The following is a 25,292-nucleotide window of genomic DNA, read 5'->3' on the forward strand; positions in this document are numbered from 1 at the left end:
TAAACATTCGTCGCCTGCGTATTTTGTTTATAACACACTGGCGATGGGGGCGCGGGCAACGGTACAAACCCGTTCCGCGTCGCCCCGGTTCGGCGTCACTGCCGCAAGCCGGCACGAACCGCCGCTCCAGTACCAGAACCAGACCAGAACCAGTACCAGAACGAATGACCACGAACGACGCCCGCCGCACCGACGGGCACCAGGAGGCGCCATGACGTTCCGGCCCGCCCACCGCGCATCGCTCTGCGTCGCGCTGCTTCTGCCGATCGCGGCACTCACCGCGTGCGCATCCGCCGGCAACCCTGACGACGGGATGCAACTCGTCGTCCGCGACGGCCACCTGCGAGAGCTCGGCGCCTCGTGCGCCGGCGCACGGCCGTTCCTCGAGTTCCACAAGGGCGCCGAGCTCGCACTGCTCGACGACGGCGGCCTCGAGGTGTTCACCGCCGTGCTCGACGACGGCGAAGCCGTGAAGATCGACGACATCGACTACGGCAGGGCCCCGCGCATCCCGACATTCTGCCGATTCCAACTCGGTGAGGCAGCACTCGACGATGCCGAGACCTACAGTGTGAGCATCGACGGACACGTCGTCGCCGAGCACCGTGCAGACGACGGGGCGACCATGATCTTCGTCCCGGCGCTCGCCACGGTCGCCCCGGTCGCCCCGACCATCGAAGGAACAGAATGACCATCGCCCGATCCGCCGCGGCGCTGATTGCGACCGCCGCGCTTGCGTTCACCCTGGTCGCATGCGCCTCCGAACCCCGAGGCGGCGCCGATCGACTCCCCGGCCCGCTCCCCGAAGGCGCCTCGTACTCCCCCGCCACCGAGAGCCCGGCCGCGCCATCCCTCGACGGCACCCTCGTCGACGGCACCTCCGTCGACCTCGACACGCTCGCAGCCGGACGGCCGCTCATCGTGCAGTTCATGACGAGCTGGTGCTCGAACTGCGCCGATCAGCAGGAGGTGATCTCGAAGATCGCCTCGGAGTTCGGCGACTCGATCGCCATCGTGCACGTCTCCGGCGACCGTGACACCGAGGCGCTCAACGACTTCCTCGACGGCAAGCAGGTCCAGAACCCGGTGATCATCGATCCCGAGATGCAGATCTGGCGCTCGTTCGCGGTGACCGAGCCCCCGATGACGGCACTCATCGATTCCGAGGGCCACCTCGTGAAGCTCTGGCCCGCCGGCGCCGACGCCGAGAAGATCCGCGAAGAACTCGACCGAATCATCGTCAGCGTCGGCTGAACGTCGCCGCCTATTCGGCCCTGAGCGCCCGACGCTCGGTCTCGATCTCGACGAGCGCCCGCTGCAACGCTGCATACGCCGCGACATCGGCCCGGTCGGTACGCTGCAGCCTGCCGAGCAGTTCGGACTTCTGGCGCAGCAGCTCGCGGTCGACGAGCGCACTCACCACGCCCCGCACGTAGACCTCGAGCTCGCCCTCGCTGCGCTGCGGCACAGGCGCGACCGCGAGTTGCTGCACGAGTCCGGCGAAGGGCGCCGGCACCTCGGCGATGATGCGGTCGACGCGCACGACGGGGTCGTCGGAGGCCAGCACCGACGCGATGCCGTCGCGGATCACCGCGAGCGAGGGGTTGCCGAAGCGGCAGTCGATCGCATGGCGCAGCAGCTCGTCGCCGAGCGCGTCGGGATACTGCACCATGACCTGCAGCGCATCGCGCTCGAGACGGGTCGCGGGGTCGTTCGGCAATTGCGTGATCGAGAACGGGCGCTCGGGTGCGTCTGCCGCGTCGCTCCGGCCCGCTCCTGCGGTCGTTGCGCCGCCTGCGGTGACGGATGCCGCGGGGCGCGCGCCCCCCGCCTCGCCCGACTTCGGCCGACTCGACGCCGAACGCACGGCGCGCGTGACCTCGCCGAGCTCGACGCCGAGCATTCGGGCGAGCTCGCGGGTGTACCCGGGCCGCATCGCCGGGTCGCGGATCTCGGCGACCACCGGCGCCGCGGCCCGCAGGGCAGCGACACGGCCCTCGACGGTCTCGAGGTCGTAGCGGGCCAGCGTGTGCTTGATGACGAACTCGAACAGGGGCGTGCGCGACTCGATGAGCGTGCGCACGGCGGCGTCGCCACGGGCCAGGCGCAGATCGCAGGGGTCGAGACCGTCGGGGGCCACGGCCACGAAGGTCTGGGCGGCGAAGCGCTGCTCTTCACCGAACGCGCGCATCGCCGCCTGCTGGCCGGCCGCGTCGCCGTCGAAGGTGAAGACGACCTCGCCGCCCCCCGAGTCGTCGCCGAGCACTCGGCGCAGCACCTTGATGTGATCGACGCCGAAGGCGGTGCCGCAGGTCGCGATCGCCGTCGTGACCCCCGCGAGGTGGCAGGCCATCACGTCGGTGTACCCCTCGACCACGACGACCCGCTGGCTCTTCGAGATGTCGCGCTTGGCGAGGTCGAGCCCGTAGAGCACTTGCGACTTGTGGTAGATCGCCGTTTCGGGGGTGTTCAGGTACTTGGGGCCCTTGTCGTCGTCGAGCAGGCGTCGCGCGCCGAAGCCGACGGTCTGGCCCGTGACGTCGCGGATCGGCCACACCAGTCGGCCGCGGAAGCGGTCGTAGACGCCGCGGTCGCCCTGCGAGACGAGGCCGGATGCCGCGAGTTCATCTGTCGTGAATCCCCGACCCTTGAGGTGGTCGGTCAGTGCGTCCCAGCTCTTCGGCGCGAAGCCGACCCCGAAGCGACGGGCGGCCTCGGCGTCGAAGCCGCGCTCGCCGAGGAACCGGCGGCCGACCTCGGCGTCGGGCGCGCTGAGACGCTCGACGAAGAACTCGGCGGCCGCCTGGTTGGCGGCCAGCAGCCGGGCCCGGTTGCCGTGATCGGAGGCCTGCCCGCCGTCTTCGTAGTGGAGCTCGAAGCCGATGCGGCCCGCGAGACGTTCGACCGCCTCGGTGAACGAGACGTGGTCCATGCGCTGCAGAAAGGTGTAGACGTCGCCCGACTCGCCGCAGCCGAAGCAGTGGTAGTAGCCGAGGCCCGGTCGCACGTGGAAGCTCGGGCTGCGTTCGTCGTGGAAGGGGCAGAGGCCCTTCATCGAACCGACGCCGGCCGACTTCAGGCTGACGTGTTCGCCCACGATGTCGGCGATGTTCGTGCGGGCCTTCACCTCATCGACATCGCTCTGTCGAATTCGGCCCGCCATGGCCCTCATCCTACGTTCCTTCCAGCGGCCGGCGGCGGCTCACGGCTGCACGAGCCGCTCGTGCCAGGCGAGCGCCGATTGGTCGGTGAGACTCGCGACCTGGTCGACGACGACGCGCTTGCGCTCCGCGTCGTCGCCCGCCGCGCGCCAGTCTTCGGCGAAGCCCGCGTCGAGGTGGCGGTCACCGCCGGCGAGCAGCACGTCGGCGAGCGAGGCCAGCACCTCGCGCTGCTGGTGGTAGATCGGCTGGCGGGTGTTCTTCGACATGACGTACGCCGCGACGATTCCCTTCAGCACCGCGATCTCCGCCTGGATCTCGCGCGGCACGATCACGTCGGCGTCGAAGCGGATGAGGCTCGCGAGCGGGAACGCCGCGCGGGTCGCCGCCGTCGCGGCACGCGCGAACCGGCCGATGAGCTGGCTCGTGAGGTTCTTCAGCCGCCCCTGGTCGAGCCGAGAGCCGCTCCACGTGTCGAGCCAGCCGTCGAGCGAGTCGAGGCGGTCGAACGCGGCGATGAGCTCGTCGTGGGTGATCGCTCCCCCGATCCACTCGTACATCGAGCCGACGAGGCTCTCGTGGTCGACGCGCGCGCCGAGCGCGGCGACGTCGATGTAGCCGCCCACGATCGCGTCTTCGAAGTCGTGCACCGAGTAGGCGATGTCGTCGCTGAGGTCCATGACCTGCGCCTCGATGCAGAGTCGCCGCTCGGGAGCGCCCGCCCGCAGCCAGCGGAACACCGCGGTGTCGCTCTGGTAGAACCCGAATTTGGCGCGGCCCGACGGGTCGGCCACGCTCGTCGCCTCTGGCCACGGGTACTTGCAGCTCGCGTCGAGGCTCGCGCGAGTGAGGTTCAGGCCGTAGCTGCGCCCGTCGGCGCCGAACACCTTGGGTTCGAGCCGCGTGAGCAGGCGCAGGGTCTGCGCGTTGCCCTCGAAGCCGCCGATGTCGGCCGCCCAGACGTTGAGCGCCTTCTCGCCGTTGTGCCCGAACGGCGGGTGCCCGAGGTCATGGGCGAGGCACGCGGTGTCGACGACGTCGGGGTCGAGCCCGAGGCTCGCGGCGAGCTCGCGGCCCACTTGCGCGACCTCGAGCGAGTGCGTGAGGCGGTTGCGCGCGAAGTCGAGCCCGGCCGCCGGGCTCAGCACCTGCGTCTTCGCCGCGAGTCGGCGCAGCGCGCTCGAGTGCAGCAGCCGGGCACGGTCGCGCGCGAAGTCGCTTCGCCGCGAGGAGTGCTCTTCGGGAAGCCACCGTTCGGTGTCGGCGGCCCCGTAGCCGCCGAAGAGTGGTTCGCGCACGCTCAGCCGCCGCTCGTGTCGAGTTCGGCGTCGACGAGGGTGACGCGGTCGTGCCCGACGAGCTCTTGCGAGTCGAGCCAGCCGTCGGGTAGCGCGGGCCGCTTCGGGGTGCCGGCCCGCCCGCGCGGCCCCTCGGCCCCCTCACCCGGGTAGGGCATCGACCAGTCGAGCGTGCCGAGCAGCTCGTCGAGCTGTGCGAGCGACTCGACGGTCGCGAGTCGGGCGCGCAGGTCGCCGCCCACGGGGTACCCCTTGAAGTACCAGGCGACGTGCTTGCGGATGTCGCGGCACCCGCGCTCTTCGCTGTCGAAGAAGTCGGTGAGCAGCTCGGCATGGCGACGGAAGGTCTGCGCGACCTGGCCGAGCGACGGGCGGAACGGGGTTCCGGTCCCTGAGCCTGTCGAAGGGCCGCGGAACGCCGCGGCGAGATCGCCGAAGAGCCACGGGCGGCCGAGGCATCCGCGCCCGACGACGACGCCGTCGCACCCGGTCTCTGCGACCATGCGCAACGCGTCGTCGGCCGACCAGATGTCGCCGTTGCCGAGCACGGGTACGCTCGTGACCGTCTCTTTGAGCTTCGCGATGGCCGACCAGTCGGCCTGGCCCGAGTAGAACTCCGACGCCGTGCGGGCGTGCAGGGCGACCGCGGCCGCACCTGCCCCCTCGGCGATGCGGCCCGCCTCGAGGTAGGTGAGGTGATCGGCGTCGATGCCCTTGCGCATCTTCACGGTCAGCGGGATGTCGCCGGCGGCGCGCACCGCTCCCTCGACGATGTCGCGGAAGAGCCCGGTCTTCCACGGCAGCGCGGCTCCCCCGCCCTTGCGGGTGACCTTCGGCACGGGGCATCCGAAATTCAGATCGATGTGGTCGGCCCGGTCTTCGGCGACGAGCAGGGTGACCGCCTCGGCCACGGTCTTGGGATCGACGCCGTAGAGCTGGATCGACCGCGTCGTCTCGGACTCGTGGTGGGTGATCAGGCGCATCGACTCGGGTGTGCGCTCGACGAGCGCGCGCGAGGTGATCATCTCGCTGACGTAGAGGCCGGCGCCGAACTCGCGGCAGAGGCGGCGGAAGGCCGTGTTCGTGATGCCCGCCATGGGGGCGAGCACGACGGGCACATCGAGGTCGAGCCCGCCGATCGTCAGCGGGCCCGCGGGAATCGTGGTGGTGGAGGACATCACCCCGATTCTCCCAGAGTTCTGGGCCCCCGCGCCCGGTTCGCGCCGAGCGCACCTAGGATTTCGAGAAAGACGAGGCTGTGGAGGACGAGATGACGGAGCTCACGGGCGCAGACCGAGTGCGAGCGGATGCCGCGGCGCGCGGCCTCGACATCGAGATCATCGAGCGCCCGGCGGCGCGAAGCCTCGAGGAGGCGGCGGAGCTCATGGGCATCACGCCGGCCGACATCGTGAAGTCGCTCGTCGTCAAACGCAGCGACGGCGCGTTCGTGTTCGCCCTCGTACCCGGTGGCCGGAAGATCTCGTGGCCGAAGCTGCGCGCGCTGCTCGGGGTCAACAAGCTGCAGCTGCCCGACGCCTCGCTCGCGCTCGCCGCGACGGGCTACGAGCGGGGCACGATCACGCCGCTCGGCTCGACCACGGCGTGGCCGGTCGTCGCCGACGCGTCGATCGCCGGCCGACGGGTGTCGATGGGCGCGGGCGAGCACGGCCGCAGCCTGTTCGTCGACGCCGACCGGCTCGTCGAGGCGTTCGACGCGACCGTGGCCGACATCTCGGACCCCGAGTAGAGGGTTCGCAGGTCTCGATACGGCGGTGGCGCGCCTACTCGGTCACCGGCTGCGCCGGTGACTCGGGGATGTAGCAGACGTCGCCCTCGCAGACCATGGCCGACGGGTCGCCCGTGATCATCGCGAACGGCGCGGGCGCCGCGGCATCCGTCGTCGTATCGCTCTGCATCTCGCTGTCGGCGCCGCTCACGCCACGGCCTCGCGCTCGCCGGCGACCTGCGTGAGCGCCTGTGCGAAGACCTCTGCGGGCTGCGCGCCCGAGATGCCGTACTTGCCCTCGATGACGAAGAACGGCACGCCGTTGATGCCGTAGGCCTGCGCCTGGGCGATATCGGCCTGCACGTCCGCGGCGAAGCGGCCCGATTCGAGCGCCTCGCGCGCCGCATCGGCGTCGAGGCCGATCTCGGCGCCGAGTTCGACGAGCTCGTCGATGCGGCCGACGTGGCGGCCCTCGGTGAAGTAGGCGCGCAGCAGGCGCTCGGTGAGCTCGAGCTGCAGACCCTGCTCCTTGGCGAAGTGCAGCAGTTCGTGCGCCTTCAGCGTCTTGGTGTGCTGCAGTGCGTCGAAGTCGTAGTCGAGCCCGGCTGTCGCGGCGACACCCGTGACGTGCTCGAGCATCTGCTGCACGCGCTCGGCGGGCATGCCCTTGTGCTTGGCGAGGAAGTCGATCTCGCTGCCCTCGAAGTCGACCGGCGTGTCGGGTGCGAGCTCGAAGGAGTGGTACGTGATGTCGACCTCGGGCGCGTCGGCACCGAGCGAGGCGATGCCGCTCTCGAGGTGGCGCTTGCCGATGTAGCACCATGGGCACGCGATGTCGGACCAGATGTCGATCTTGATGGGGTCGCTGTTGATGGGGTCACTCTGCATGGCTTCGCTCACGATATATGCGAACGGATGCTTCGGCTGCCGTATTCCCGTCTGCCGCCGCACTCACGAGTTGCACGACGAATCGCCCGCCGCGCCGCGACGCCCTCGCGTGTCGCGATGCTCGTCGTGCAACCCGTGGACCCCCACCCACCTCCGACCAACGAGCCCTTCCCACGAGATGCCGAACGATATATCGTTGAGTATCGTTCGTTTGCACCTCGGGAGGTCGTCATGAACGGATCAGGCTCCACAGGAGACTTCGGCGCAACCGGTTTCGCGGGCGACGGGCCCGCTGCCGCGATCTGGGAGGCGATGCAGCAGTTGCGCTCGTCGTTCGAGCAGCGCCCCGGCCCGACCCGCATGGCGCGTGGTGACGTGCGCGCGGCCGTGCTGGCGCTCCTCAGCGAAGAGCCGATGCACGGCTACCAGATCATCCACGAGATCGAGGAGCGCAGCGGCGGCAGGTGGAAGCCGAGCGCGGGGTCGGTGTACCCGACGCTGCAGTTGCTCGCCGACGAAGGCCTCATCACCGCCGAAGAGCTGCGGGGGCGCAAGACCTATTCGCTCACCGACGCGGGCCGCGACGAAGCAGCCGCCGGTGCCGACCGCCCGGCACCATGGGCGGCAGTCGGGTCGCACGGTGGCGCAGGCCAGCACCGCGCCCTCTCGAAAGCGGGCGTCGAGCTCGCCGCCGCGGCCGCGCAGATCGCGCGCAGCGGCACGCCCGAGCAGGCCCGACGAGCGGTCGAACTGCTCGATGAGACTCGGCGCGGGCTCTACTCGATCCTCGCCGAAGGCTGAATCCAGGTGCAGGGCGCCGCCCGGCCCGGGAGTGCGCACGCGAGCGAGCACGCGAACGTGAACGCACGCGTGACCGCCGACGTGAACGCGCGCGCGCGATCGCGCCGCATTCTGCGTTTCGCCTCACGTCATCTCGCCGCGATCTGGTGGTTCGAGCTCGTACTGCCCCGCATCGGGCTCGGCCGCGTCGCCGAGCGCTCGCGAGCCCGACGGATGCGCGGCATCGCGCAGCAGTTCCGCGTGCTCGCGGTCGAGCTCGGCGGGCTCATGATCAAGGTCGGTCAGTTCCTCTCCTCGCGCCTCGACGTGCTGCCGCCCGAGATCACCGCCGAACTCGAGGGTCTGCAAGACGAGGTGCCGGCCGAGTCGTTTCCGGCGATCCGCGCCCTCGCCGAGGCCGAGCTCGGCGCCTCGCTCGAGCAGGTGTTCGCCGCGCTCGACGAGACCCCGGTCGCCGCCGCCTCGCTCGGGCAGGTGCATCGCGCGCGGCTCGCCGACGGTGACTCTGCCGACACCGGGCTCCTCGATGTCGTGGTCAAGGTGCAGCGGCCGGGCATCGATCAGGTCATCGCGGTCGATCTTGCGGCGCTCCGCCGCATCGCCGGCTGGGTGCAGCGCGTGCGCATCGTGTCCGATCGGGTCGACGCGCCGGCGCTCGTCGAGGAGTTCGCCGAGACCAGTCTCGAAGAGATCGACTACCTGCACGAGGCCGCGAGCTGCGAGCGGTTCGCCGAGGCCTTCGAGGGCGACGCCCGTGTCGCCGCGCCTGCGATCGTCTGGGAGCGCACCACCCGGCGCGTGCTCACGCTCGAAGACGTGACGGCGATCAAGATCAACGACACCGCCGCCCTGCGAGCGGCCGGCATCGCACCCGCGGAGGTCGCCCAGGTCTTCGCCGCGAGCATGTTCGAGCAGGTGTTCACCCACGGTTTCGTGCACGCCGACCCGCACCCCGGCAACATCTTCGTGACCCCGCGCTCGAGTGGCGCGGGCCCGGCAGCCCCGCCCTGGCGCCTCACCTTCGTCGACTTCGGCATGATGGCCGAGGTGCCGCCAGAGCTTCGCGGGGGCCTCCGCACCCTCGTCATCGCCGTCGCCGCGCGCGACGGCGGCGGCATGATCGACGCCGCGCAGCAGATCGGCGTGCTGCTGCCCTCGGCCGACACCGGCGAACTCGAACGCGCGCTCACCCAGCTCTTCGCGCGGTTCGGCGGCCTGGGCTTCGCCCAGCTGAAAGACGTCGACCCGCACGAGCTCAGGGACTTCGGCGACGAGTTCGGCGACGTCATGCGTTCGTTGCCATTCCAATTGCCCGAGCGGCTGCTCCTGCTGTTCCGCTCGCTCGCCCTGACCTCGGGCATGTGCAGCGCGCTCGACCCCGACTTCAACGTCTGGGAAGCCGTCGAACCCTACGCCACGAAACTCCTCGACGAAGAGCGCGGCAATCTGATTCAGGATGTCGCGGCGCAGGCCGCGACGAACGCCCGACTCGTCTGGCAGCTGCCGAACCGCATCGATGCGCTCATCACCAAGGCCGACGAGGGCAGGCTGTCGTTCGACACGTCACGGCTCGAACGACGCATCGACCGCCTCGAGGGGCTCGCTCGCCGCATCGTCTCGGGCGTGCTGTTCACGGCGCTGCTCATCGGCGGCGCCTTGCTCACGACGCCGAACCCTGTGCTCGGCACGACCCTCGTGGTGCTCTCGGTGCTGCCGCTGCTGCATGCACTCTTCGCCGGCGCCTTCTCGCGGCGTCGGCGACGATAGCCGCCGGGCCGGCAGCGTACTCGACCTGCGCTCAGCCGAAGGTCGGCGTGTCGACCGCGCCGCCGAAGCGACGATTGCGCCCCGCATAGAGCTCGATCGCCTGCCACAGGTCGACTCGCGAGAAGTCGGGCCAGAGCGTGTCGAGAAACACCATCTCGGCGTACGCCGACTGCCAGAGCATGAAGTTCGAGGTGCGCTGCTCCCCCGAGCTGCGCACGAAGAGGTCGACGTCGGGCAGCTCGGGCACGTAGAGCCGCTTGGCGATGAGCTTCTCCGACACGGCCGACGGGCGAAGGCGACCGGATGCCACGTCGTCGGCGATCGACCGCACGGCGTCGGCGATCTCGGTGCGCCCGCCGTAGTTCACGCACATCGTGAGGGTCAGGGTGTCGTTGCCCGCCGTCAGCTGCTCGGCGAACTGCAGCTCTTTGATGACCGAGGCCCAGAGCCGCGGGCGACGGCCTGCCCAGCGGATGCGCACACCCCACTCGTTGAGCTGGTCGCGCCGACGGTGCAGCACATCGCGGTTGTAGCCCATGAGAAAGCGCACCTCTTCGGGCGAGCGCTTCCAGTTCTCGGTCGAGAACGCGTAGACCGACAGATGCTTCACGCCGGCCTGGATCGCCCCCGCGACGACGTCGAGCAGCGCGACCTCGCCCGCCTTGTGCCCCTCGATGCGCGTGAGCCCGCGGCGGTTCGCCCAGCGCCCGTTGCCGTCCATCACGATGGCGACGTGCTCGGGCACCGCGCCCTTCGGCAGGTCGGGCGGGTAGACGCCCGTCCAGTCGAGCGGCCGGTAGGGCTCGGCGTCGCGGTGGGTGAAGGGCTTCGGGCTCACTGGGCGGGCGTCTCTCTCGATACGTGCGGCAGCGAGCGGAGGCCCCGCTCGAGGTGCCACTGGGTGTAGGCGGCGATGATGCCGCTGGCCTGGCCGCGGTCACGGTCGCTCGACGCCTTCGCGAACGCCCAGTCGCCGGCGAGCAGCGCGCCGAGCAGGGCGACCGTAGAGCCGGCGATACGCGGCGTTCCCGGTGGGGCGCACTCGTCGCAGACGACGCCGCCGAGCTGCACGACGACCGCCGTGTGCTCGCCGACCCTGCCGCAGCGTGCGCAGTCTTGAAAGCTCGGTGCCCAGCCCGCGAGCGAGAGCGCCCGCAGCAGGTACGAGTCGAGGGTGAGGCTCGCGCCGTGCTCGCCGCGCGAGAGCGAGCGCAGGGCGCCGACGAGCAGCAGGTACTGCTGCAGCGACCCTTCGGCCTCGGTGAGCTTGTCGGCGGCCTCGACCATGGCGTTCGCCGCCGTGTAGGCCGAATAGTCTTGCGTGATGAGCGCACCGTAGGCGCCGAGCGACTCGGCCTGCGTCACGACGTCGAGGCTCCGGCCCTCGTAGAGCTGCAGGTCGGCGACCATGAACGGCTCGAGCCGCGAACCGAACTTCGAGCCGGTTCGCCGCACTCCCTTGGCGACGGCTCGGACCTTGCCGTGCTGCCGGGTCAGCAGGGTGACGATGCGGTCGGCCTCACCCAGCTTGTGGGTGCGGAGCACGACGGCTTCATCTCGGTACACGGGCACCCTTCATTCTCCCATCACGGCGGCCCGAGACATCCGTGATTCGGTGCGAGCCATCCGTGATTCACTGTCATCGTGGAAACCGCAGACTTCACGATCCCCCTCTGGCTCGACCTGACCGCCGTCGGGCTCGGCGGTATCCAGGGCGCCCTCTTCGCATCGGGCTTCCAGGGCGAACGACGACTCGACCTGCTCGGCGTGGCCATCGTCGGCATCGTGATGGGCTTCGGCGGCGGAATCATCCGCGATCTGCTGCTGAACCAGCCGATCGGCGCCCTGCAGAGCAATTGGTACCTCGTGACCGCGGTGCCCGCTGCGCTCCTCGGCATGTTGCTCGCCGCTCCCCTGCGGCGCCTGAACGGCGTCATCGTCGGGCTCGACGCCGTCGTGATCGGCATGTTCGGCGCGTTCGGCACGACCAAAGCGCTCGACCTCGGCCTGCCGACCCTGCCCGCCGTCTTCGTCGGCGTCGCCGCCGCGGTCGGCGGCGGCATCCTGCGCGACATGATCATGAGCCTGCCGGTGGCGATCATGCACGTCGGCTCGCTCTACGCGGTCGCCGCAGCGGCAGGATGTCTCGCGCTCGTCGGTCTCGACGCCTTCGGCGTGCCGCTGCTCATCGCGGGGTTGGTCTGCGTCATCGTGACGAGCGTGATCAGGTGGCTCGCGGTGATCTTCGACGTCTCGCTGCCCGAGCAGCGCATGCTCTACCGTCGCAAGGTCGCGACGGAGACCGGCGTGCTGCCGGTCGTCCGCCGCAGATCCTGACGCGGCCGTTCCGAGCGGATCAGACCGTGACGACCTCGCGCTCGGCCTCGGCCGGAGCGGTGTTGCGGAGCGCCCGGTTGACCGCGGACACGACCGCCTTCAGCGACGCCGTCGAGATATCGGCGTCGATGCCGACGCCCCAGAGCACGCGGCCCTCGACCTCGAGCTCGACGTAGGCCGCGGCCAGCGAGTTGCCGCTCGCCGCGAGCGTGTGCTCGACGTAGTCGCGGAGCTGCACGGCGACGCCCTCGGCACCCATGACGGCGAGGAACGCCGAGATCGGGCCGTTGCCGCTCGCGTCGGCCTCGAGGCGCTCGTCGCCGTCGCGCAGGCCCACCCGCACGTTGACGACACCGTCGAGCGCGCTCTCGGTGCGGAGCGAGAGCAGCTCGAACCGGCCCCACTTCTCGTCGGGCCGCTCGTGCGGCGCGGGCAGGTACTCGTCGTTGAAGACGCGCCAGATCTCGTCGCTCGAGACCTCGCCGCCCTCGGCGTCGGTCTTGGCCTGCACGACGCCCGAGAACTCGATCTGCAGGCGACGCGGCAGGTCGAGCGCGTGGTCGGTCTTCAGCAGGTAGGCGACGCCGCCCTTGCCCGACTGCGAGTTCACACGGATGACCGCTTCGTAGCTGCGGCCGAGGTCGCGAGGGTCGACGGGCAGGTACGGCACGGCCCACTCGAGTTCGCCGAGGGTGACACCGCGGCGCTCCGCCTCGGCGTCCATGGCTTCGAACCCCTTCTTGATGGCGTCCTGGTGCGAGCCCGAGAAGGCCGTGTAGACGAGGTCGCCGGCCCACGGGTGACGCTCGGGCACGGGCAGCTGGTTGCAGTACTCGACGGTGCGCTTGACCTCGTCGATGTCGGAGAAGTCGACCTGCGGGTCGATGCCCTGCGTGAACAGGTTGATGCCGAGCGCGACGAGGTCGACGTTGCCCGTGCGCTCGCCGTTGCCGAAGAGGCAGCCCTCGATGCGGTCGGCGCCGGCCAGGTAGCCGAGCTCGGCCGCGGCCACCGCGGTGCCGCGGTCGTTGTGGGGATGCAACGAGAGGATCACGTTCTCGCGATGGGCGAGATGCCGCGACATCCACTCGATCGAGTCGGCGTAGACGTTCGGCGTGGCCATCTCGACGGTTGCCGGCAGGTTGATGATGACCTTGCGCTCGGGCGTCGGCTCGAAGATCTCGATGACCTGGTTGCAGACGTCGACCGCGAACTCGAGCTCGGTGCCCGTGTAGCTCTCGGGCGAGTACTCGTAGTAGACCGTCGTGCCGGGGATCGTCGACTCCATCTCACGGCACTTGCGCGCGCCGTGCAGGGCGATGTCGACGATGCCCTGCTGGTCGGTGCGGAAGACGACTTCGCGCTGCAGGATGCTCGTCGAGTTGTAGAGGTGCACGATGGCCTGCTTCGCACCGGCGATCGACTCGTAGGTGCGCTCGATCAGGTGGTCGCGAGCCTGCGTCAGCACCTGGATGGTGACGTCGTCGGGAATCGCGTCGCCCTCGATGAGGCTGCGCACGAAGTCGAAGTCGGTCTGGCTCGCGCTCGGGAAGCCCACCTCGATCTCTTTGTAGCCCATCTTGACCAGGAGGTCGAACATGATGCGCTTGCGCTCGGGGCTCATCGGGTCGATGAGGGCCTGGTTGCCGTCGCGCAGGTCGACAGCGCACCAGCGCGGTGCTCGTTCGATGCGCTTCGACGGCCAGGTGCGATCGGGCAGGTCGACGCGGATCTGTTCGTGGAACGGGCGGTAACGATGCACGGGCATCGACGACGGCTGCTGGGTGTTCTGCATGGGGTGCTCTTCTCGCTCACGGATGGGTTTCAGCCGACGACGAACTCCGCAGCGAGGGAGGCCTGTGAACTAGGACTCGCTGCGGCAGCTAAGGAGAAGCAGGCCGTGAAGCACACGCCAAGGCTAACACCTAGTCCACCGCGAGGGCGACCACCGGCGCGACGCGCATCGCGCGACGGGCGGGGGCGATGGATGCCGCGAGCGTCAGCACCCCCGCGGCCACGAGCAACCCGCCGAACAGCCCCCACGGCACGCCCGGAAGCACGAACGTCGGCTCCCCCTGCGCGCCGCCGAGCAGTGCCTGCGCTCCCGCCCAGCCGTAGCCGAACCCGAGCACGATGCCCGTGACGGTGGCCGCGAGGGTGAGCGCCGCGCTCTCGACGACGATCATGCCGCGCAGCTGCCGACGATCGAAGCCGAGTGCGCGCAGCAGGCCCAGCTCGCGGCTGCGCTGCATGACGCTGAGCGAGAGGGTGTTCACCAGGCCGATCGCGGCGATGAGCGCGCTGAAGCCGATGAGCACCGTGAAGACGGCCACCGTGACGTTCAGCATCTCGTCGATGCCCGCGTACACCTCGGGCTGCGCCTCCTGCGCGGCGAGCAGCATCGCCCGGTACGACTCCATCGTCACCGAGAAGGTCGTCACGAGCGTGACGCCGATCACGAGGCCGATCGTCATGCGCGAGCTCCGCTCGGGGTGGCGCACGGCGTTCTCGGCGGCGAGGCGAGCGGCCGGCGAGCCGCCGAAGACGCGTCCGACGAGGCGCAGCACCGGCGGCATCACGACGTGTGCGCCGAGCACGATGCCCGTGAACGAGACGAGACCGCCCGCCATCGCGACGAGCACGCCGTACGGTTCGGTGAGGCCCAAGACCACGCCGACGACGAGCAGGGCGATGCCCACGACGAAGAGCGCGAGTGCCGTGATGTTGCGTCCTCGGCGGCGGCCGAGCTCTTCGCGGTCGTGCTCGTTGGCGTTGCCGATCGCCTGGATCGGTCGCACGCGCAGCACCCGGCGAGACCCGACCCACGAGGCGAGCCAGGTGGTGACGACGACCGCGATCGCCGGCAGCACGATCATGGCGTTCAGGTAGTCGTAATCGGCAGCCGGCATGAGGTCGTTCGCGACGGCGAATCTTTCGAGCCCGAACGCGATCGCGGTGCCCGCGACGACACCGATCGCCGCACCGACCACGCCGACCAGCAGTCCTTCACGGGCGATCTGCGCCCGCTGCGCCCGAGCGCTCGAGCCGATCAGGCGCAGCAGGGCGATGAGCCGGGTGCGGCCCGCCACGACGGTCGAGACGGTGTTGGCCGTCACGATCGCGCTCACGTAGACCGCGATCACGATGAAGACGACCGCGACGATGTCGAGCAGCAGGGCGACCGTGGCGCTCTCGCCGGTCACGTCGTCGGCGGCGATCGCAGCGGCGAGCAGCCCCGTGACATGCAGCAGGGCGACCCCGAACGTGCCTGCGAGAGCCGCGACGAGCAGGGTCGGCCACTGGTCCTTCAGCCGCGTGTGCATCAGGCCGCGACCTCCATCGAGAGCATGAACGACGAGATCTCCTCGGCGCTCGAACGCCCCGTGTCGCGCACGATGCGGCCGTCGGCGAGGTACAGGACGCGGTCGGCGTGGCTCGCGGCGACGGGGTCGTGCGTGACCATCGCGATCGACTGGCCGTAGCGCGCGCTCGCCGCACCGAGCAGGCCGAGCACCTCGCGCCCGGTGCGCGAGTCGAGGTTGCCGGTCGGCTCGTCGGCGAAGACGAGGTCGGGGCGGGTCGCGAGGGCACGGGCGATCGCCACGCGCTGCTGCTGCCCGCCCGAGAGCTCGTGCGGGCGATGCCCGATGCGGGGCCGCAGGCCGAGCGTGTCCAGCAGCTCGTCGATCCACGCCTGCTCGTCGCGGGTCGGGCGGCGCCCGTCGAGGTCGAACGGCAGCATGACGTTGCCGCGCACGTCGAGCGTCGGCACGAGGTTGAACGACTGGAAGACGAAGCCGACGCGGCGGCGCCGGAGCACCGTCAACGCCGAGTCGGAGAGCTCGGTGATGTCGGTGTCGCCGAGCCACACCTGGCCGCTCGTCGGCGAGTCGAGCCCCGCCATGATGTGCATGAGGGTCGACTTGCCCGAGCCCGACGGGCCCATGACGGCCGTGAACTCGCCGCGGCGAAGGCCGAGCGAGACGTCGTCGAGTGCGGTGACGGCGCTCGCGCCGGTTCCGTAGCGCTTGCCGAGTTCGGCGACGCGGGCGATCAGGCCGAGGTCGGAGGGTTGGATCTGCATGACGTCGACGCTACGGACGGCACGGGCGCCGAGGCATCCGGCCCTCGGATGGTTCGCCGTCATCCCAACGGATGACCTTCTCAGGAACCCTCCCCCGCCACCGACCGTTGCGGGTGCTCCTGAAACGAGAGGGTTCAGGGCAGGTCGTGCTCGTAGGCGAAGACGACGAGCTGCACACGATCGCGCAGCCCCAGCTTGGCGAGGATGCGGCTCACGTGCGTCTTGACCGTCGCCTCGGCGAGGAACTCGGAGGCCGCGATCTCGCCGTTGCTGAGCCCCCGCGCCGCGAGCCGGAAGATCTCCCGTTCGCGCGGGGTGAGCTCGGACCAGGCGGCAGGCGCCGGCCGCCGACCGCTTCCCTGCCCGACGTGCGCGAACAGCGCACGGGTCGCAGCCGCCGCGATCACCTGGTTGCCCTGATGCACCGTGCGCACGGCCGCGAGCAGGAACTCGGGGTCGGCGTCCTTCAGCACGAAGCCGCTGGCGCCCGCGCGGATCGCCCGCGCCGCGTTCTCGTCGAGGTCGAAAGTCGTCAGCACGAGGATTCGCGGCGGCGCGGCGCCGTCGCGCTCGGCCTCCGCGAGGATCTGCTCGGTCGCCGCGATGCCGTCCTGCACCGGCATCCGTACGTCCATGAGCACGACGTCGGGCCGCTCCCGTAGCGCGAGTGCGACGGCGGACGCGCCGTCACTCGCCTCGCCGACGACCATGAGGTCGGGTTGCGATTCGATGAGCATGCGCACACCGGCGCGGAACAAGGACTGGTCGTCGACCAGGGCAACACGGATGTCGCTCACACCGGCCTCCCCGATGTCGCCGGGATTCGCGCGATCAGACGGAACAGGCCGTCGTCGCCCGCCTCGACGTGGAGGGTACCGCCGGTGAGCTGCGCACGCTCGCGCATGCCCGGGATTCCGTGTCGGAAGGCGCGCGACTCGGGCGCCGCGGCATCCGCTCGTCTGCGGTTCACGAGTGAGACCGTGACGCCGTCGGCGTCCCAGGCCAGCTCGAGTTGCACGGGCGCGGCGGTGTCGCCGTGGCGGAGCGCATTGGTCAGGCCTTCCTGTGTGATGCGGTAGACCGCGATCTGGTGACCGGTGCCGAGCGGGAGCCGCTCGCCGGTCTCGGTGAAACGCAGGTCGAGCCCGGCCGCACGCACCTGGTCGAGCAGGCCGTCGAGGTCGTCGAGCACCGGTTGCGGCGCGTCGGCCTCGTCGTGGCGGAGCTCGGCCAGCAGCAGACGTACGTCGCCGAGGGCGCCGCGGGCGACCCCGGCGATCGTGCCGAGCGATTCCACGGCCGCCTCGGGCCGCGCGGCAGCGGCGAACCTGGCGCCGTCGGCCTGTGCGATCACGACCGCGAGCGAGTGGGCGACGACATCGTGCATGTCGCGGGCGATGCGGTTGCGCTCCTGCTCGACGACGTAGCGGTACTCGACGAGCTCGCGCTCGCGGTTGGCGGCGTCCTCGCGGCGCCGCACCTCGCGCGTGTCGCGCACGGCACGAACGAGGAGCCCGGCCGTCCACGACAGCACGAGCACCGCGATCGATGCGACGAACAGCACCGTCGTGATGATCACCGTCGACGCGGCGTCGCTCGGGTTGGCGAACCCCGTCTCGAAGAGCGGTTTCACGATCGCGAGGTACCCGGTTGCGAACAGGGCACCGACCCCCGCCGACGCGAGGCCCAGCCACTTGACCAGACGACCGCCGTGCGCGGCGGTCGAGTAGAGCACGCCGAACACCGCGACGTCGTAGAGCTGCAGGTCGCGAAGCAGCAGCATCTGCGTGAGCGCGCCGCCCCATGCGAGCCCCAACGACCAGCCCGGCGAATACCGGCGCACCGCGAGCGCTGAACCGAAGAGCCCGAGGGCGACGAGGTCGGCCCAGTTGCCGAGCAGGGCGAACGGAAGGCAGGCCAGGGCGAACACGCCCGCGAGCACGATGTCGGTCGTGAGTTTCGCGCGGCTGATCGTGGTGGGCACCGATCCACCGTACGCGCTCGAGTGCGGGCCGGCCTCGGTCAACGGCCGGAATCATCCTCGAGTCGTACACCGCGCCAGGCGGCGGGCGACCGCAGCAGCGGCGCGCGGCCGCCTCAGAACCCGAGTCGACCGAGCTGTTTCGGGTCGCGCTGCCACTCCTTCGCGACCTTCACGTGCAGTGCCAGGTGCACCTTGCGACCGAGCAGTCCCTCGATCTGAGCTCGGGCCGTCGTGCCGACCTCGCGCAGGCGCGAACCGCCCTTGCCGATGATGATGCCCTTCTGGCTGTCGCGCTCGACGTAGAGGTTCGCGTAGATCTCGAGCAGGTCTTTGTCTTCGCGCTCGATCATGTCATCGACCGTGACCGCGATCGAGTGCGGCAGCTCGTCGGAGACGCCCTCGAGCGCCGCCTCGCGGATGAACTCGGAGATGCGTTCGCTCGTGTCCTCGTCGGTCAGCGTCTCTGCCGGGTACAGCGGCTGGTCGGACTCGGGCAGCAGCACGAGCAGCTCGTCGACGAGCACGTCGAGTTGATCGCCGCGCGGAGCCGACACCGGGATGATGGCCGCCCACTCGCGAAGCTCCGAGACGGCGAGCAGGTGCTCGGCGATCTTCGCCTTCGACGCCGCATCGGTCTTCGTGACGATGGCGACCTTCTTGGCCCGCGGGTACTGATCGAGCTGCTCGTTGATGAACCGGTCGCCCGGGCCGATCGGTTCGTTCGCCGGCACGCAGAACGCGATGACGTCGACATCGCCGAGGGTCGACTGCACGAGCGAGTTGAGTCGTTCGCCGAGCAGGGTGCGCGGCCGGTGCAGGCCGGGTGTGTCGACGAGGATGATCTGGCCGTGTTCGCGGTGCACGATGCCGCGGATGGCTCGGCGCGTCGTCTGCGGCTTCGAACTCGTGATCGCGACCTTCTCGCCGACGAGGGCGTTGGTGAGCGTCGACTTGCCGACGTTCGGCCGCCCCACGAACGAGACGAATCCGGCACGGTACTCAGCCACGGGTGTTCCTTCCATCGGTGTCGCTCGACTCGAACGCGCTCTGCACGTCGATGAGCGCCTGGTCGCGCTCGACGAGGATCGTCGAGATGCGCTTGCGCCGGCCCTCGGTGCGCTCGGCCTCGAGCACGAGGCCTGACACGGTGACCCGTTCGCCGGGCTGAGCGAGTCGGCCGAGCTCTTTCGCGAGCAGACCGCCGGCCGAGTCGACGTCGTCGTCTTCGATGTCGAGCCCGAAGAGTTCACCGAGCTCGTCGATCGGCAACCGCACGTTCACGCGGAACCGCCCGCCACCGAGGTCTTCGACCTGTGCCGCCTCGCGGTCGTATTCGTCGGCGATGTCGCCGACGAGCTCTTCGATGACGTCTTCGAGCGTGACGAGACCGGCGATGCCGCCGTATTCGTCGACGACCATCGCGAGGTGGTTCGACTCGAGCTGCATCTGCCGCAGCAGCGCATCGGCCTTCATCGACTCGGGCACGAAGAGCGCAGGGCGCACGAGCTCGCCGACCGTGAGCCCCTCGGCGTCGAGCGGCCGTTCGAAGCCGAGTCGGGCGAGATCGCGCAGGTAGAGCACGCCCGTGACGTCGTCGGCGTCGCGTTCGATCACGGGGATGCGCGAGTAGCCGGCCTTCAGGAACAGCGCCATTGCGCTCGGCAGGTGCGCCGCGGCCTCGATCGTCACCATGTCGGTGCGCGGCACCATGACCTCGCGCACGACCGTGTCGTTGAACTCGAAGATCGAGTGGATGAGTTCGCGGTCGCCCTCTTCGAGCACGTCGAGCTCGGTGGCCTCATCGACCATGCTGAGCAACTGCTCTTCGCTCGCGACGCCGGCGAAGCGGATGCGACCTGGCGTCACGCGGTCGCCGAGCGAGACGAGCGCGCCCGCGAGCGGGCCGAGCAGCACGCGCAGGAAGTGCACGAGCGGTGCGGTGAGCCGCAGCACGATCTCGGCGTTGACCCGGCCGACGCTGCGGGGGCTCGCGCCGACGAGCACGAACGAAACGACCGTCATGATGAGCGCGGAGTACAGCAGCACGAGCCACACATTGTCGAGGAACGAGGCGAAGGCGAGCGTCACGAGCACCGCAGCGGTCGTCTCCGCGATGATGCGCACGAAGTTGACCGCGTTGACGTGGGCGCCGGTATCGTCGGCGATCGCGAGCAACGAGCGCCGGGCGCGCGACTCGAGGGCGAGCTCGGTCAGGTCGGCGCGCGAGGTCGAGGCGATCGCCGAGTCGACGGCCGCCATCAGTCCGCCGAACGCGACGAGCACGACGGCCGCGCCGAGGAAGAGCCAGGGCTGCATGGTCAGCGGCGCCGCTCCTGCATGGAGAATCCGACCAGGATGTCGCGCTGCACGCCGAACATCTCTTTCTCTTCGTCGGGCTCGGCGTGGTCGAAGCCGAGCAGGTGCAGCAGGCCGTGGGTCGTCAGCAACAGCAGTTCGTCGCCGAGCGGATGCCCCGCGGTGCGTGCCTGCGCCTCGGCGACCTGCGGGCACAGCACGATGTCGCCGAGCAGCCCGGCCGGGCTCGGCGCGTCGTCGGTACCGGGTCGCAGCTCGTCCATGGGGAAGCTCAGCACGTCGGTCGGGCCTGGCTCGTCCATCCACTGCACGTGCAGTTGCTCCATGGCGCCCTCGTCGACGAGCACGATCGCAAGCTCGGCATCGGGGTGCACGTGCATCGCGTCGAGCGCGTACACGGCGAGGCGCTGCAGAGCCGCCTCGTCGACCTCGATCGCCGACTCGTTGTTGATCTCGATGCTCATGCCTTGCCCTTTCTCGGCAGGTGGTCACGGGGGCCGGCACTGCCGCGGCGTTCGGCGCGATTGGCGAACTCGCGCGCCTGATCGCGCTCGAAGCGCTGCGCCTGTTGGCGCGCGTCGTACTCGGTGTAGGCGTCGACGATGCGGCCGACGAGGGTGTGGCGCACGACGTCGTCGCTCGTGAGGCGCACGAACTCGATGTCGTCGACGTGGTCGAGGATGCGGGTGACGAGCCGCAGGCCGCTGGACCCCGTGGGCAGGTCGACCTGGGTGATGTCGCCGGTGACGACCATGCGCGAACCGAAGCCGAGGCGGGTGAGGAACATCTTCATCTGCTCGGGCGTCGTGTTCTGCGCCTCGTCGAGCACGACGAACGAGTCATTCAGAGTTCTGCCTCGCATATATGCCAGCGGGGCCACCTCGACGGTGCCCGAGGCGAGCAGCTTCGGCACGAGCTCGGGGTCCATCATCTCGTTGAGCGCGTCGTAGAGCGGGCGCAGGTACGGGTCGATCTTGTCGGTGAGGGTGCCGGGCAGGAAGCCGAGGCGTTCGCCTGCCTCGACGGCCGGGCGGGTCAGGATGATTCGGCTGACCTCTTTGCGCTGCAGCGCCTGCACGGCCTTGGCCATGGCGAGGTAGGTCTTGCCGGTGCCGGCGGGGCCGATACCGAACACGATGGTGTGCTCGTCGATCGCGTCGACGTAGCGGCGCTGACCCTCGGTCTTCGGCCGGATCGTCTTGCCGCGGCTCGAGACGATGACCTGCCCGAGCAGCTCGGACGGCTTGGCATTCGGATCGGCGTCGAGCATGCGGGCCGAGCTCCTCACTTCGGTCGGGGTGGGGTCTTGCCCGTTGCGCACGAGCTCGAGCAGTTCTTCGATCAGCCGGCGCACGTGCATGCGGCCCTCGTCGTCGCCGCGGATCGCGATCTCGTTGCCGCGCACGTGCACCTGCACGCCGGGGTACTCGCGCTGCACCTGGGTGAGCAGCCGGTCTTGCGGGCCGAGCAGGCGCACCATGGCGATGCCGTCGACGCTCAGCCGCTCTTCATCGAGCGCGCGTGCGTCGAAGACGGATTCATCGACCGGCGCATCGTCGAGGCGCTCGTCGTTCTCGGCGTACGGCTCACTCTCGGGCAAGCGTGGCCTCCTCGAGGCCGCCGGCCAGCATGTGCGCGTGCACGTGGAAGATCGTCTGGCCGGCTTCGGCACCGGTGTTGAAGACGAGACGGAATTGGCCGTCGGCGAGCTCGTCGGCAACCCCGCGTGCGACGTCGACGAGTTCGGCGAGCAACCCCGGGTCACCGGCGGCGAGCTCGACGACATCGCGGTACTCCCCCGACTTCGGGGTCACGACGACGTGCACGGGCGCTTTCGGCGCGATATCGCGGAAGGCGATGACGCGCTCGGTCTCGGCGACCACGCTCGCGGGGATCTCACGGGCGGCGATGCGCTCGAAAAGGGTCGGTTCTGCGCGAGAGGCGGTCATGACTCCATCGTAGCGACGGATGCCTCACCACCGCCCGAGGGCGGCGTTCAGCACAGCGATCGCAGCCGGGCCCGCGGTCGAGGTGCGCAGCACGGACGCCCCGAGACGCACGGGTTCGGCGCCGGCGGCGACGAGGCGCTCGATCTCGGCCGGTGCGATGCCGCCCTCGGGGCCGACGACGAGTGCGAGATCGCGGCCGTCGGGTCGGATGTCGGTGAGCAGTGCCGTCGCGGTCGGCTCGAGCAGCAGCATCCGCTGGCTGTCGAGGCGCTCGGCGAGCTGCGCCGTCGTCGTCACCGCGGCCACCGACGGCAGCCACGCTCTGATCGACTGCTTGACCGCCTCGCGCACGATGGTCGCCCAGCGCTGGCGGCCCTTCTCGGCCTTCGGCCCCTCCCAGCGGGAGACCGAGCGGCTCGCCGCCCACGGCACGATCGCGTCGACGCCGAGTTCGGTCGCGGCCTGCACGGCGAGTTCGTCGCGGTCGCCCTTCGCGAGTGCCTGCACGAGGGTGATGCGCGGCGACGGCGGCTCTTCGACGAGCACGTCGTCGACCGTGAGTTCGAGCTCGCGGGCCTCGGCCCTGGCGACGACACCGTGCACGAGCGTGCCGCGGCCGTCGCCGATCGCGATGCGCTCGCCCGCTCGCACCCGCGAGACGGTCACGGCGTGTCGCGCCTCGTCGCCCGTGAGCGCCACGGTCACGCCGGGCCGGACGACCGCGAGGTCGAGCGATTCGTCGAGGTAGAGGTGGCTCACGGGCCCAGACCGCCTAACCGAGGAACCGGTCGCGCAGACGGGCGAAGATGCCCTGCTGGAAATGGCTGAGCTCGGGCGCGGGCGACTTCTTCGCCGCTGCGAACTGCTGCATGAGGTCGCGCTCCTTCGACGAGAGCTTCGTCGGCGTGACCACCTGGATGCCGACCTTGAGGTCGCCGCGGCCCGAGCCGCGAAGCCGCGAGACGCCGCGGTCTTTCACCGTGAGGATCTCGCCGCTCTGCAGGCCCGGCTTGAGCTCGATCTCGACGTCGCCGTCGAGTGCGGGAACCGTCGCGTGCGTGCCGAGGATCGCGTCGGTCATCGAGACCTCGAGGGTGCACAGCAGGTCGTCGCCGTTGCGGCTGAAGACGTCGTGGTTCTTGACCTTGATCTCGAGGTAGAGATCGCCGTTCGGGCCGCCGGCGGGCCCGGCCTCGCCCGAGCCCGGCATCTGCAGGCGCACGCCCGTGTCGACGCCGGCGGGGATGTCGACCGGCACCGTGCGACGGGCGCGCACGCGGCCCTGGCCCTGGCAGGTCACGCACGGCGTCGCGATGACGGTGCCGTAGCCGCGGCAGGTGCCGCACGGGCTCGACGTCATGACGTTGCCGAGGAGCGAGCGCACCGAACGCTGGATCGAGCCGGTGCCGTGGCAGATGTCGCACGTGACGGGCGAGGTGCCGGGCTGGCAGCACGAGCCGTGGCACGTCTCGCACGTGACGGCGGTGTCGACCTCGATGTCGCGGTGCGTGCCGAAGATGACCTCGTCGAGACCGACCTCGACGCGAAGCAGGGCGTCTTGCCCGCGTTCGCGGCGCGAGCGCGGCCCACGGCTCTGCTGCGCGCCGCCGAAGAAGGTCTCGAAGATGTCCCCGAACCCGCCGAAGTTCTGACCGCCGCCGAAGCCGCCCTGGTCGCCGAGGTCGTACTGCTGGCGCTGCTTCGGGTCGGACAGCACGTCGTACGCGTGCGTCACGGATTTGAAGCGTTCGGATGCCTCGGCGCCCGGGTTGACGTCGGGATGCAGTTCGCGCGCGAGGCGACGGTACGCCTTCTTGATCTCGTCGGGAGTGGCGTCATGGGAGACGCCGAGGACCTCGTAGTGGTCTGCCACGGAGGGCTTGTCCTTTCGATTGCCACCGGTCGCGTTCGCCGGGCGGCGGGGTTCAGTTCTCGCCGAGCGTTCGGGAGAGGTAACGGGCGACGGCGCGTACCGCCGCCATGCTGTGGGAGTAGTCCATGCGGGTGGGGCCGACGATGCCGAGCCGCGAGATGTCGCGGCCGGGGATCGCGAAGGCGCTCGACACCACCGAGGTCTCACCGAGGCCGAACGAGGCGTTCTCACGACCGATCCGCACCGTGACGGCGTGCTCGTCGCTCGCCATCTCGCCGAAGAGCTTGAGCAGCACGACCTGCTCTTCGATCGCCTCGATGACGCCGAGGATCGAACCGGCGAAGTCCTGCTCGGTGCGCACGAGGTTCGCCGCACCGGCGACCACCAGGCGATCCTGGCGCTGGGCACGCGCCTGCTCGGCGAGGGTCACCGCGAGCGTGTGCAGTACCGCGGCGTGGTGCCGGTCGACATGGTCGATCTCGCCCGACAGCGCGTCCGCGGCATCCGACATCGACCGGCCGCCGGCGATCTCGTTCAGCCGCGCGCTCAACGACGAGAGCGTCTCGTCGTCGACGGGCTGCTCGAGCTCGGCGAGGCGTTGCTCGACCTGCCCCGAGTCGGTGATGAGGATGCAGAGCACGCGATCGGGTGCGAGCGAGATGAGCTCGACGTGGCGCACGCGGGCGCTGCCGAAGCTCGGGTACTGCACGACCGCGAGCTGACCCGTGAGCTGGGCGATGAGTCGAACCGTGCGCGCGAGCAGTTCGTCGAGATCGCTCGACTCGCCGAGGAAGGTCTCGATCGCCTGCCGCTGCGCCGAGGTCAACGGGCGCACCTCGGTGAGCTGGTCGACGAAGACGCGGTAGCCCTTGTCGGTGGGGATGCGGCCCGACGAGGTGTGCGGAGCCGCGATGAGCTCCTCCTCTTCGAGCAGCGCCATGTCGTTTCGGATCGTCGCCGCCGACACGCCGAAGGCATGGCGCTCGACGATGGACTTCGAGCCCACGGGTTCGCGCGACGCGACGTAGTCCTGCACGATCGCGCGCAGCACCGCGAGGCTGCGTTCGGAGACCATGGCCCTCGCTTCCCTCAGCCGCTTAGCACTCGT

General features: G+C 70.0%; 26 protein-coding genes. 6 read left to right on the forward strand and 20 right to left on the reverse strand.

All coding sequences use genetic code 11. The features are described 5' to 3' along the window. Positions 1–211: 211 nt before the first annotated feature. The gene (locus ACWGST_RS04255) at positions 212–691 is read left to right on the forward strand and encodes a hypothetical protein (protein ID WP_452045399.1); all 480 of its coding nucleotides are present in this window, start codon (positions 212–214) and stop codon (positions 689–691) included. Continuing rightward, positions 688–1,254, forward strand: a complete 567-nt coding sequence (locus tag ACWGST_RS04260) for a TlpA family protein disulfide reductase (protein ID WP_452045400.1) — start codon at positions 688–690, stop codon at positions 1,252–1,254. The genes ACWGST_RS04255 and ACWGST_RS04260 overlap by 4 nt, the downstream gene beginning before the upstream one ends. A gap of 10 nt (positions 1,255–1,264) precedes the next feature. Here ACWGST_RS04260 and dnaG read toward each other — a convergent pair whose 3' ends face one another. From dnaG to dusB, 3 genes are read right to left on the reverse strand one after another with little or no spacing between them, the layout of a single operon-like run. After that, a complete protein-coding gene (gene dnaG, locus ACWGST_RS04265; protein ID WP_452045401.1) occupies positions 1,265–3,163 on the reverse strand; it encodes a DNA primase in 1,899 nt (632 codons plus the stop codon). Positions 3,164–3,202: 39 nt separating this feature from the next. Further along, positions 3,203–4,459: a deoxyguanosinetriphosphate triphosphohydrolase gene (locus ACWGST_RS04270; protein ID WP_452045402.1), complete on the reverse strand. Its 1,257-nt coding sequence runs from the start codon at positions 4,457–4,459 to the stop codon at positions 3,203–3,205. A gap of 2 nt (positions 4,460–4,461) precedes the next feature. Further along, entirely contained in the window at positions 4,462–5,637 is a 1,176-nt protein-coding gene (gene dusB / locus ACWGST_RS04275; RefSeq protein ID WP_452045403.1) for a tRNA dihydrouridine synthase DusB, read from the reverse strand. A 92-nt stretch (positions 5,638–5,729) separates the two neighbouring features. Between dusB and ACWGST_RS04280 the strand changes: the two genes are divergently transcribed. Further along, complete coding sequence (locus ACWGST_RS04280) at positions 5,730–6,206, forward strand: aminoacyl-tRNA deacylase (RefSeq protein WP_452045404.1); 477 nt, start codon at positions 5,730–5,732, stop codon at positions 6,204–6,206. Positions 6,207–6,240: 34 nt separating this feature from the next. Here the strand turns inward: ACWGST_RS04280 and ACWGST_RS04285 are convergent, their stop codons facing one another. Together ACWGST_RS04285 and ACWGST_RS04290 are read right to left on the reverse strand one after the other, a co-directional pair. Beyond that, positions 6,241–6,396 (reverse strand): hypothetical protein, encoded by a 156-nt coding sequence (locus ACWGST_RS04285; protein WP_452045405.1) that lies wholly within the window; start codon positions 6,394–6,396, stop codon positions 6,241–6,243. After that, positions 6,393–7,073, reverse strand: coding sequence for a DsbA family oxidoreductase (locus tag ACWGST_RS04290; protein WP_452045406.1), 681 nt, complete (start codon positions 7,071–7,073; stop codon positions 6,393–6,395). Before ACWGST_RS04290 ends, ACWGST_RS04285 begins: the two co-directional genes overlap by 4 nt. A 231-nt stretch (positions 7,074–7,304) precedes the next feature. On the opposite strand from ACWGST_RS04290, the gene ACWGST_RS04295 reads away from it, so the two are divergent. Together ACWGST_RS04295 and ACWGST_RS04300 are read left to right on the forward strand one after the other, a co-directional pair. Further along, on the forward strand, positions 7,305–7,874 hold the full coding sequence (locus ACWGST_RS04295; protein WP_452045407.1) for a PadR family transcriptional regulator: 570 nt from the start codon (positions 7,305–7,307) through the stop codon (positions 7,872–7,874). A 57-nt stretch (positions 7,875–7,931) separates the two neighbouring features. Beyond that, a complete protein-coding gene (locus ACWGST_RS04300) occupies positions 7,932–9,641 on the forward strand; it encodes an ABC1 kinase family protein (RefSeq protein ID WP_452045408.1) in 1,710 nt (569 codons plus the stop codon). A gap of 31 nt (positions 9,642–9,672) precedes the next feature. Here the strand turns inward: ACWGST_RS04300 and ACWGST_RS04305 are convergent, their stop codons facing one another. Both ACWGST_RS04305 and recO read right to left on the reverse strand, forming a co-directional pair. Further along, entirely contained in the window at positions 9,673–10,479 is an 807-nt protein-coding gene (locus tag ACWGST_RS04305; protein WP_452045409.1) for an isoprenyl transferase, read from the reverse strand. Beyond that, the gene (recO, locus tag ACWGST_RS04310; RefSeq protein WP_452045410.1) at positions 10,476–11,213 is read right to left on the reverse strand and encodes a DNA repair protein RecO; all 738 of its coding nucleotides are present in this window, start codon (positions 11,211–11,213) and stop codon (positions 10,476–10,478) included. Before recO ends, ACWGST_RS04305 begins: the two co-directional genes overlap by 4 nt. A gap of 72 nt (positions 11,214–11,285) precedes the next feature. Between recO and ACWGST_RS04315 the strand changes: the two genes are divergently transcribed. Further along, positions 11,286–11,978 carry a trimeric intracellular cation channel family protein gene (locus ACWGST_RS04315; protein ID WP_452045411.1) on the forward strand — a complete coding sequence of 231 codons (693 nt, stop codon included), beginning with the start codon at positions 11,286–11,288 and terminating at the stop codon, positions 11,976–11,978. A gap of 19 nt (positions 11,979–11,997) precedes the next feature. Here ACWGST_RS04315 and leuA read toward each other — a convergent pair whose 3' ends face one another. The 13 genes from leuA to hrcA form a co-directional block, all read right to left on the reverse strand. Then, a complete protein-coding gene (gene leuA / locus ACWGST_RS04320) occupies positions 11,998–13,773 on the reverse strand; it encodes a 2-isopropylmalate synthase (RefSeq protein WP_452045412.1) in 1,776 nt (591 codons plus the stop codon). A 130-nt stretch (positions 13,774–13,903) separates the two neighbouring features. Continuing rightward, positions 13,904–15,301, reverse strand: a complete 1,398-nt coding sequence (locus ACWGST_RS04325) for an ABC transporter permease (protein ID WP_452045413.1) — start codon at positions 15,299–15,301, stop codon at positions 13,904–13,906. Beyond that, positions 15,301–16,062 (reverse strand): ABC transporter ATP-binding protein, encoded by a 762-nt coding sequence (locus ACWGST_RS04330; protein ID WP_452045414.1) that lies wholly within the window; start codon positions 16,060–16,062, stop codon positions 15,301–15,303. Before ACWGST_RS04330 ends, ACWGST_RS04325 begins: the two co-directional genes overlap by 1 nt. A 134-nt stretch (positions 16,063–16,196) precedes the next feature. After that, the gene (locus tag ACWGST_RS04335; RefSeq protein WP_452045415.1) at positions 16,197–16,859 is read right to left on the reverse strand and encodes a response regulator; all 663 of its coding nucleotides are present in this window, start codon (positions 16,857–16,859) and stop codon (positions 16,197–16,199) included. Next, positions 16,856–18,046: a sensor histidine kinase gene (locus ACWGST_RS04340; RefSeq protein WP_452045416.1), complete on the reverse strand. Its 1,191-nt coding sequence runs from the start codon at positions 18,044–18,046 to the stop codon at positions 16,856–16,858. The genes ACWGST_RS04335 and ACWGST_RS04340 overlap by 4 nt, the downstream gene beginning before the upstream one ends. Positions 18,047–18,159: 113 nt before the next feature. Continuing rightward, entirely contained in the window at positions 18,160–19,053 is an 894-nt protein-coding gene (gene era / locus ACWGST_RS04345; protein ID WP_452045417.1) for a GTPase Era, read from the reverse strand. Further along, the gene (locus ACWGST_RS04350) at positions 19,046–20,362 is read right to left on the reverse strand and encodes a hemolysin family protein (protein WP_452045418.1); all 1,317 of its coding nucleotides are present in this window, start codon (positions 20,360–20,362) and stop codon (positions 19,046–19,048) included. Before ACWGST_RS04350 ends, era begins: the two co-directional genes overlap by 8 nt. Before the next feature lie 2 nt (positions 20,363–20,364). Beyond that, a complete protein-coding gene (gene ybeY, locus ACWGST_RS04355; RefSeq protein WP_452045419.1) occupies positions 20,365–20,826 on the reverse strand; it encodes an rRNA maturation RNase YbeY in 462 nt (153 codons plus the stop codon). Continuing rightward, positions 20,823–21,842 (reverse strand): PhoH family protein, encoded by a 1,020-nt coding sequence (locus ACWGST_RS04360; protein WP_452045484.1) that lies wholly within the window; start codon positions 21,840–21,842, stop codon positions 20,823–20,825. Before ACWGST_RS04360 ends, ybeY begins: the two co-directional genes overlap by 4 nt. A gap of 106 nt (positions 21,843–21,948) precedes the next feature. Continuing rightward, a complete protein-coding gene (locus ACWGST_RS04365) occupies positions 21,949–22,311 on the reverse strand; it encodes an HIT domain-containing protein (RefSeq protein WP_452045420.1) in 363 nt (120 codons plus the stop codon). 24 nt (positions 22,312–22,335) lie between these two features. Continuing rightward, entirely contained in the window at positions 22,336–23,070 is a 735-nt protein-coding gene (locus tag ACWGST_RS04370; RefSeq protein WP_452045421.1) for a 16S rRNA (uracil(1498)-N(3))-methyltransferase, read from the reverse strand. Between the two features lie 13 nt (positions 23,071–23,083). Then, positions 23,084–24,184, reverse strand: a complete 1,101-nt coding sequence (dnaJ, locus tag ACWGST_RS04375) for a molecular chaperone DnaJ (RefSeq protein ID WP_452045422.1) — start codon at positions 24,182–24,184, stop codon at positions 23,084–23,086. A 52-nt stretch (positions 24,185–24,236) separates the two neighbouring features. Further along, entirely contained in the window at positions 24,237–25,259 is a 1,023-nt protein-coding gene (gene hrcA, locus ACWGST_RS04380; RefSeq protein WP_452045423.1) for a heat-inducible transcriptional repressor HrcA, read from the reverse strand. Between the last annotated feature and the right edge of the window lie 33 nt (positions 25,260–25,292).

Source organism: Agromyces sp. NPDC055520 (assembly GCF_053619715.1).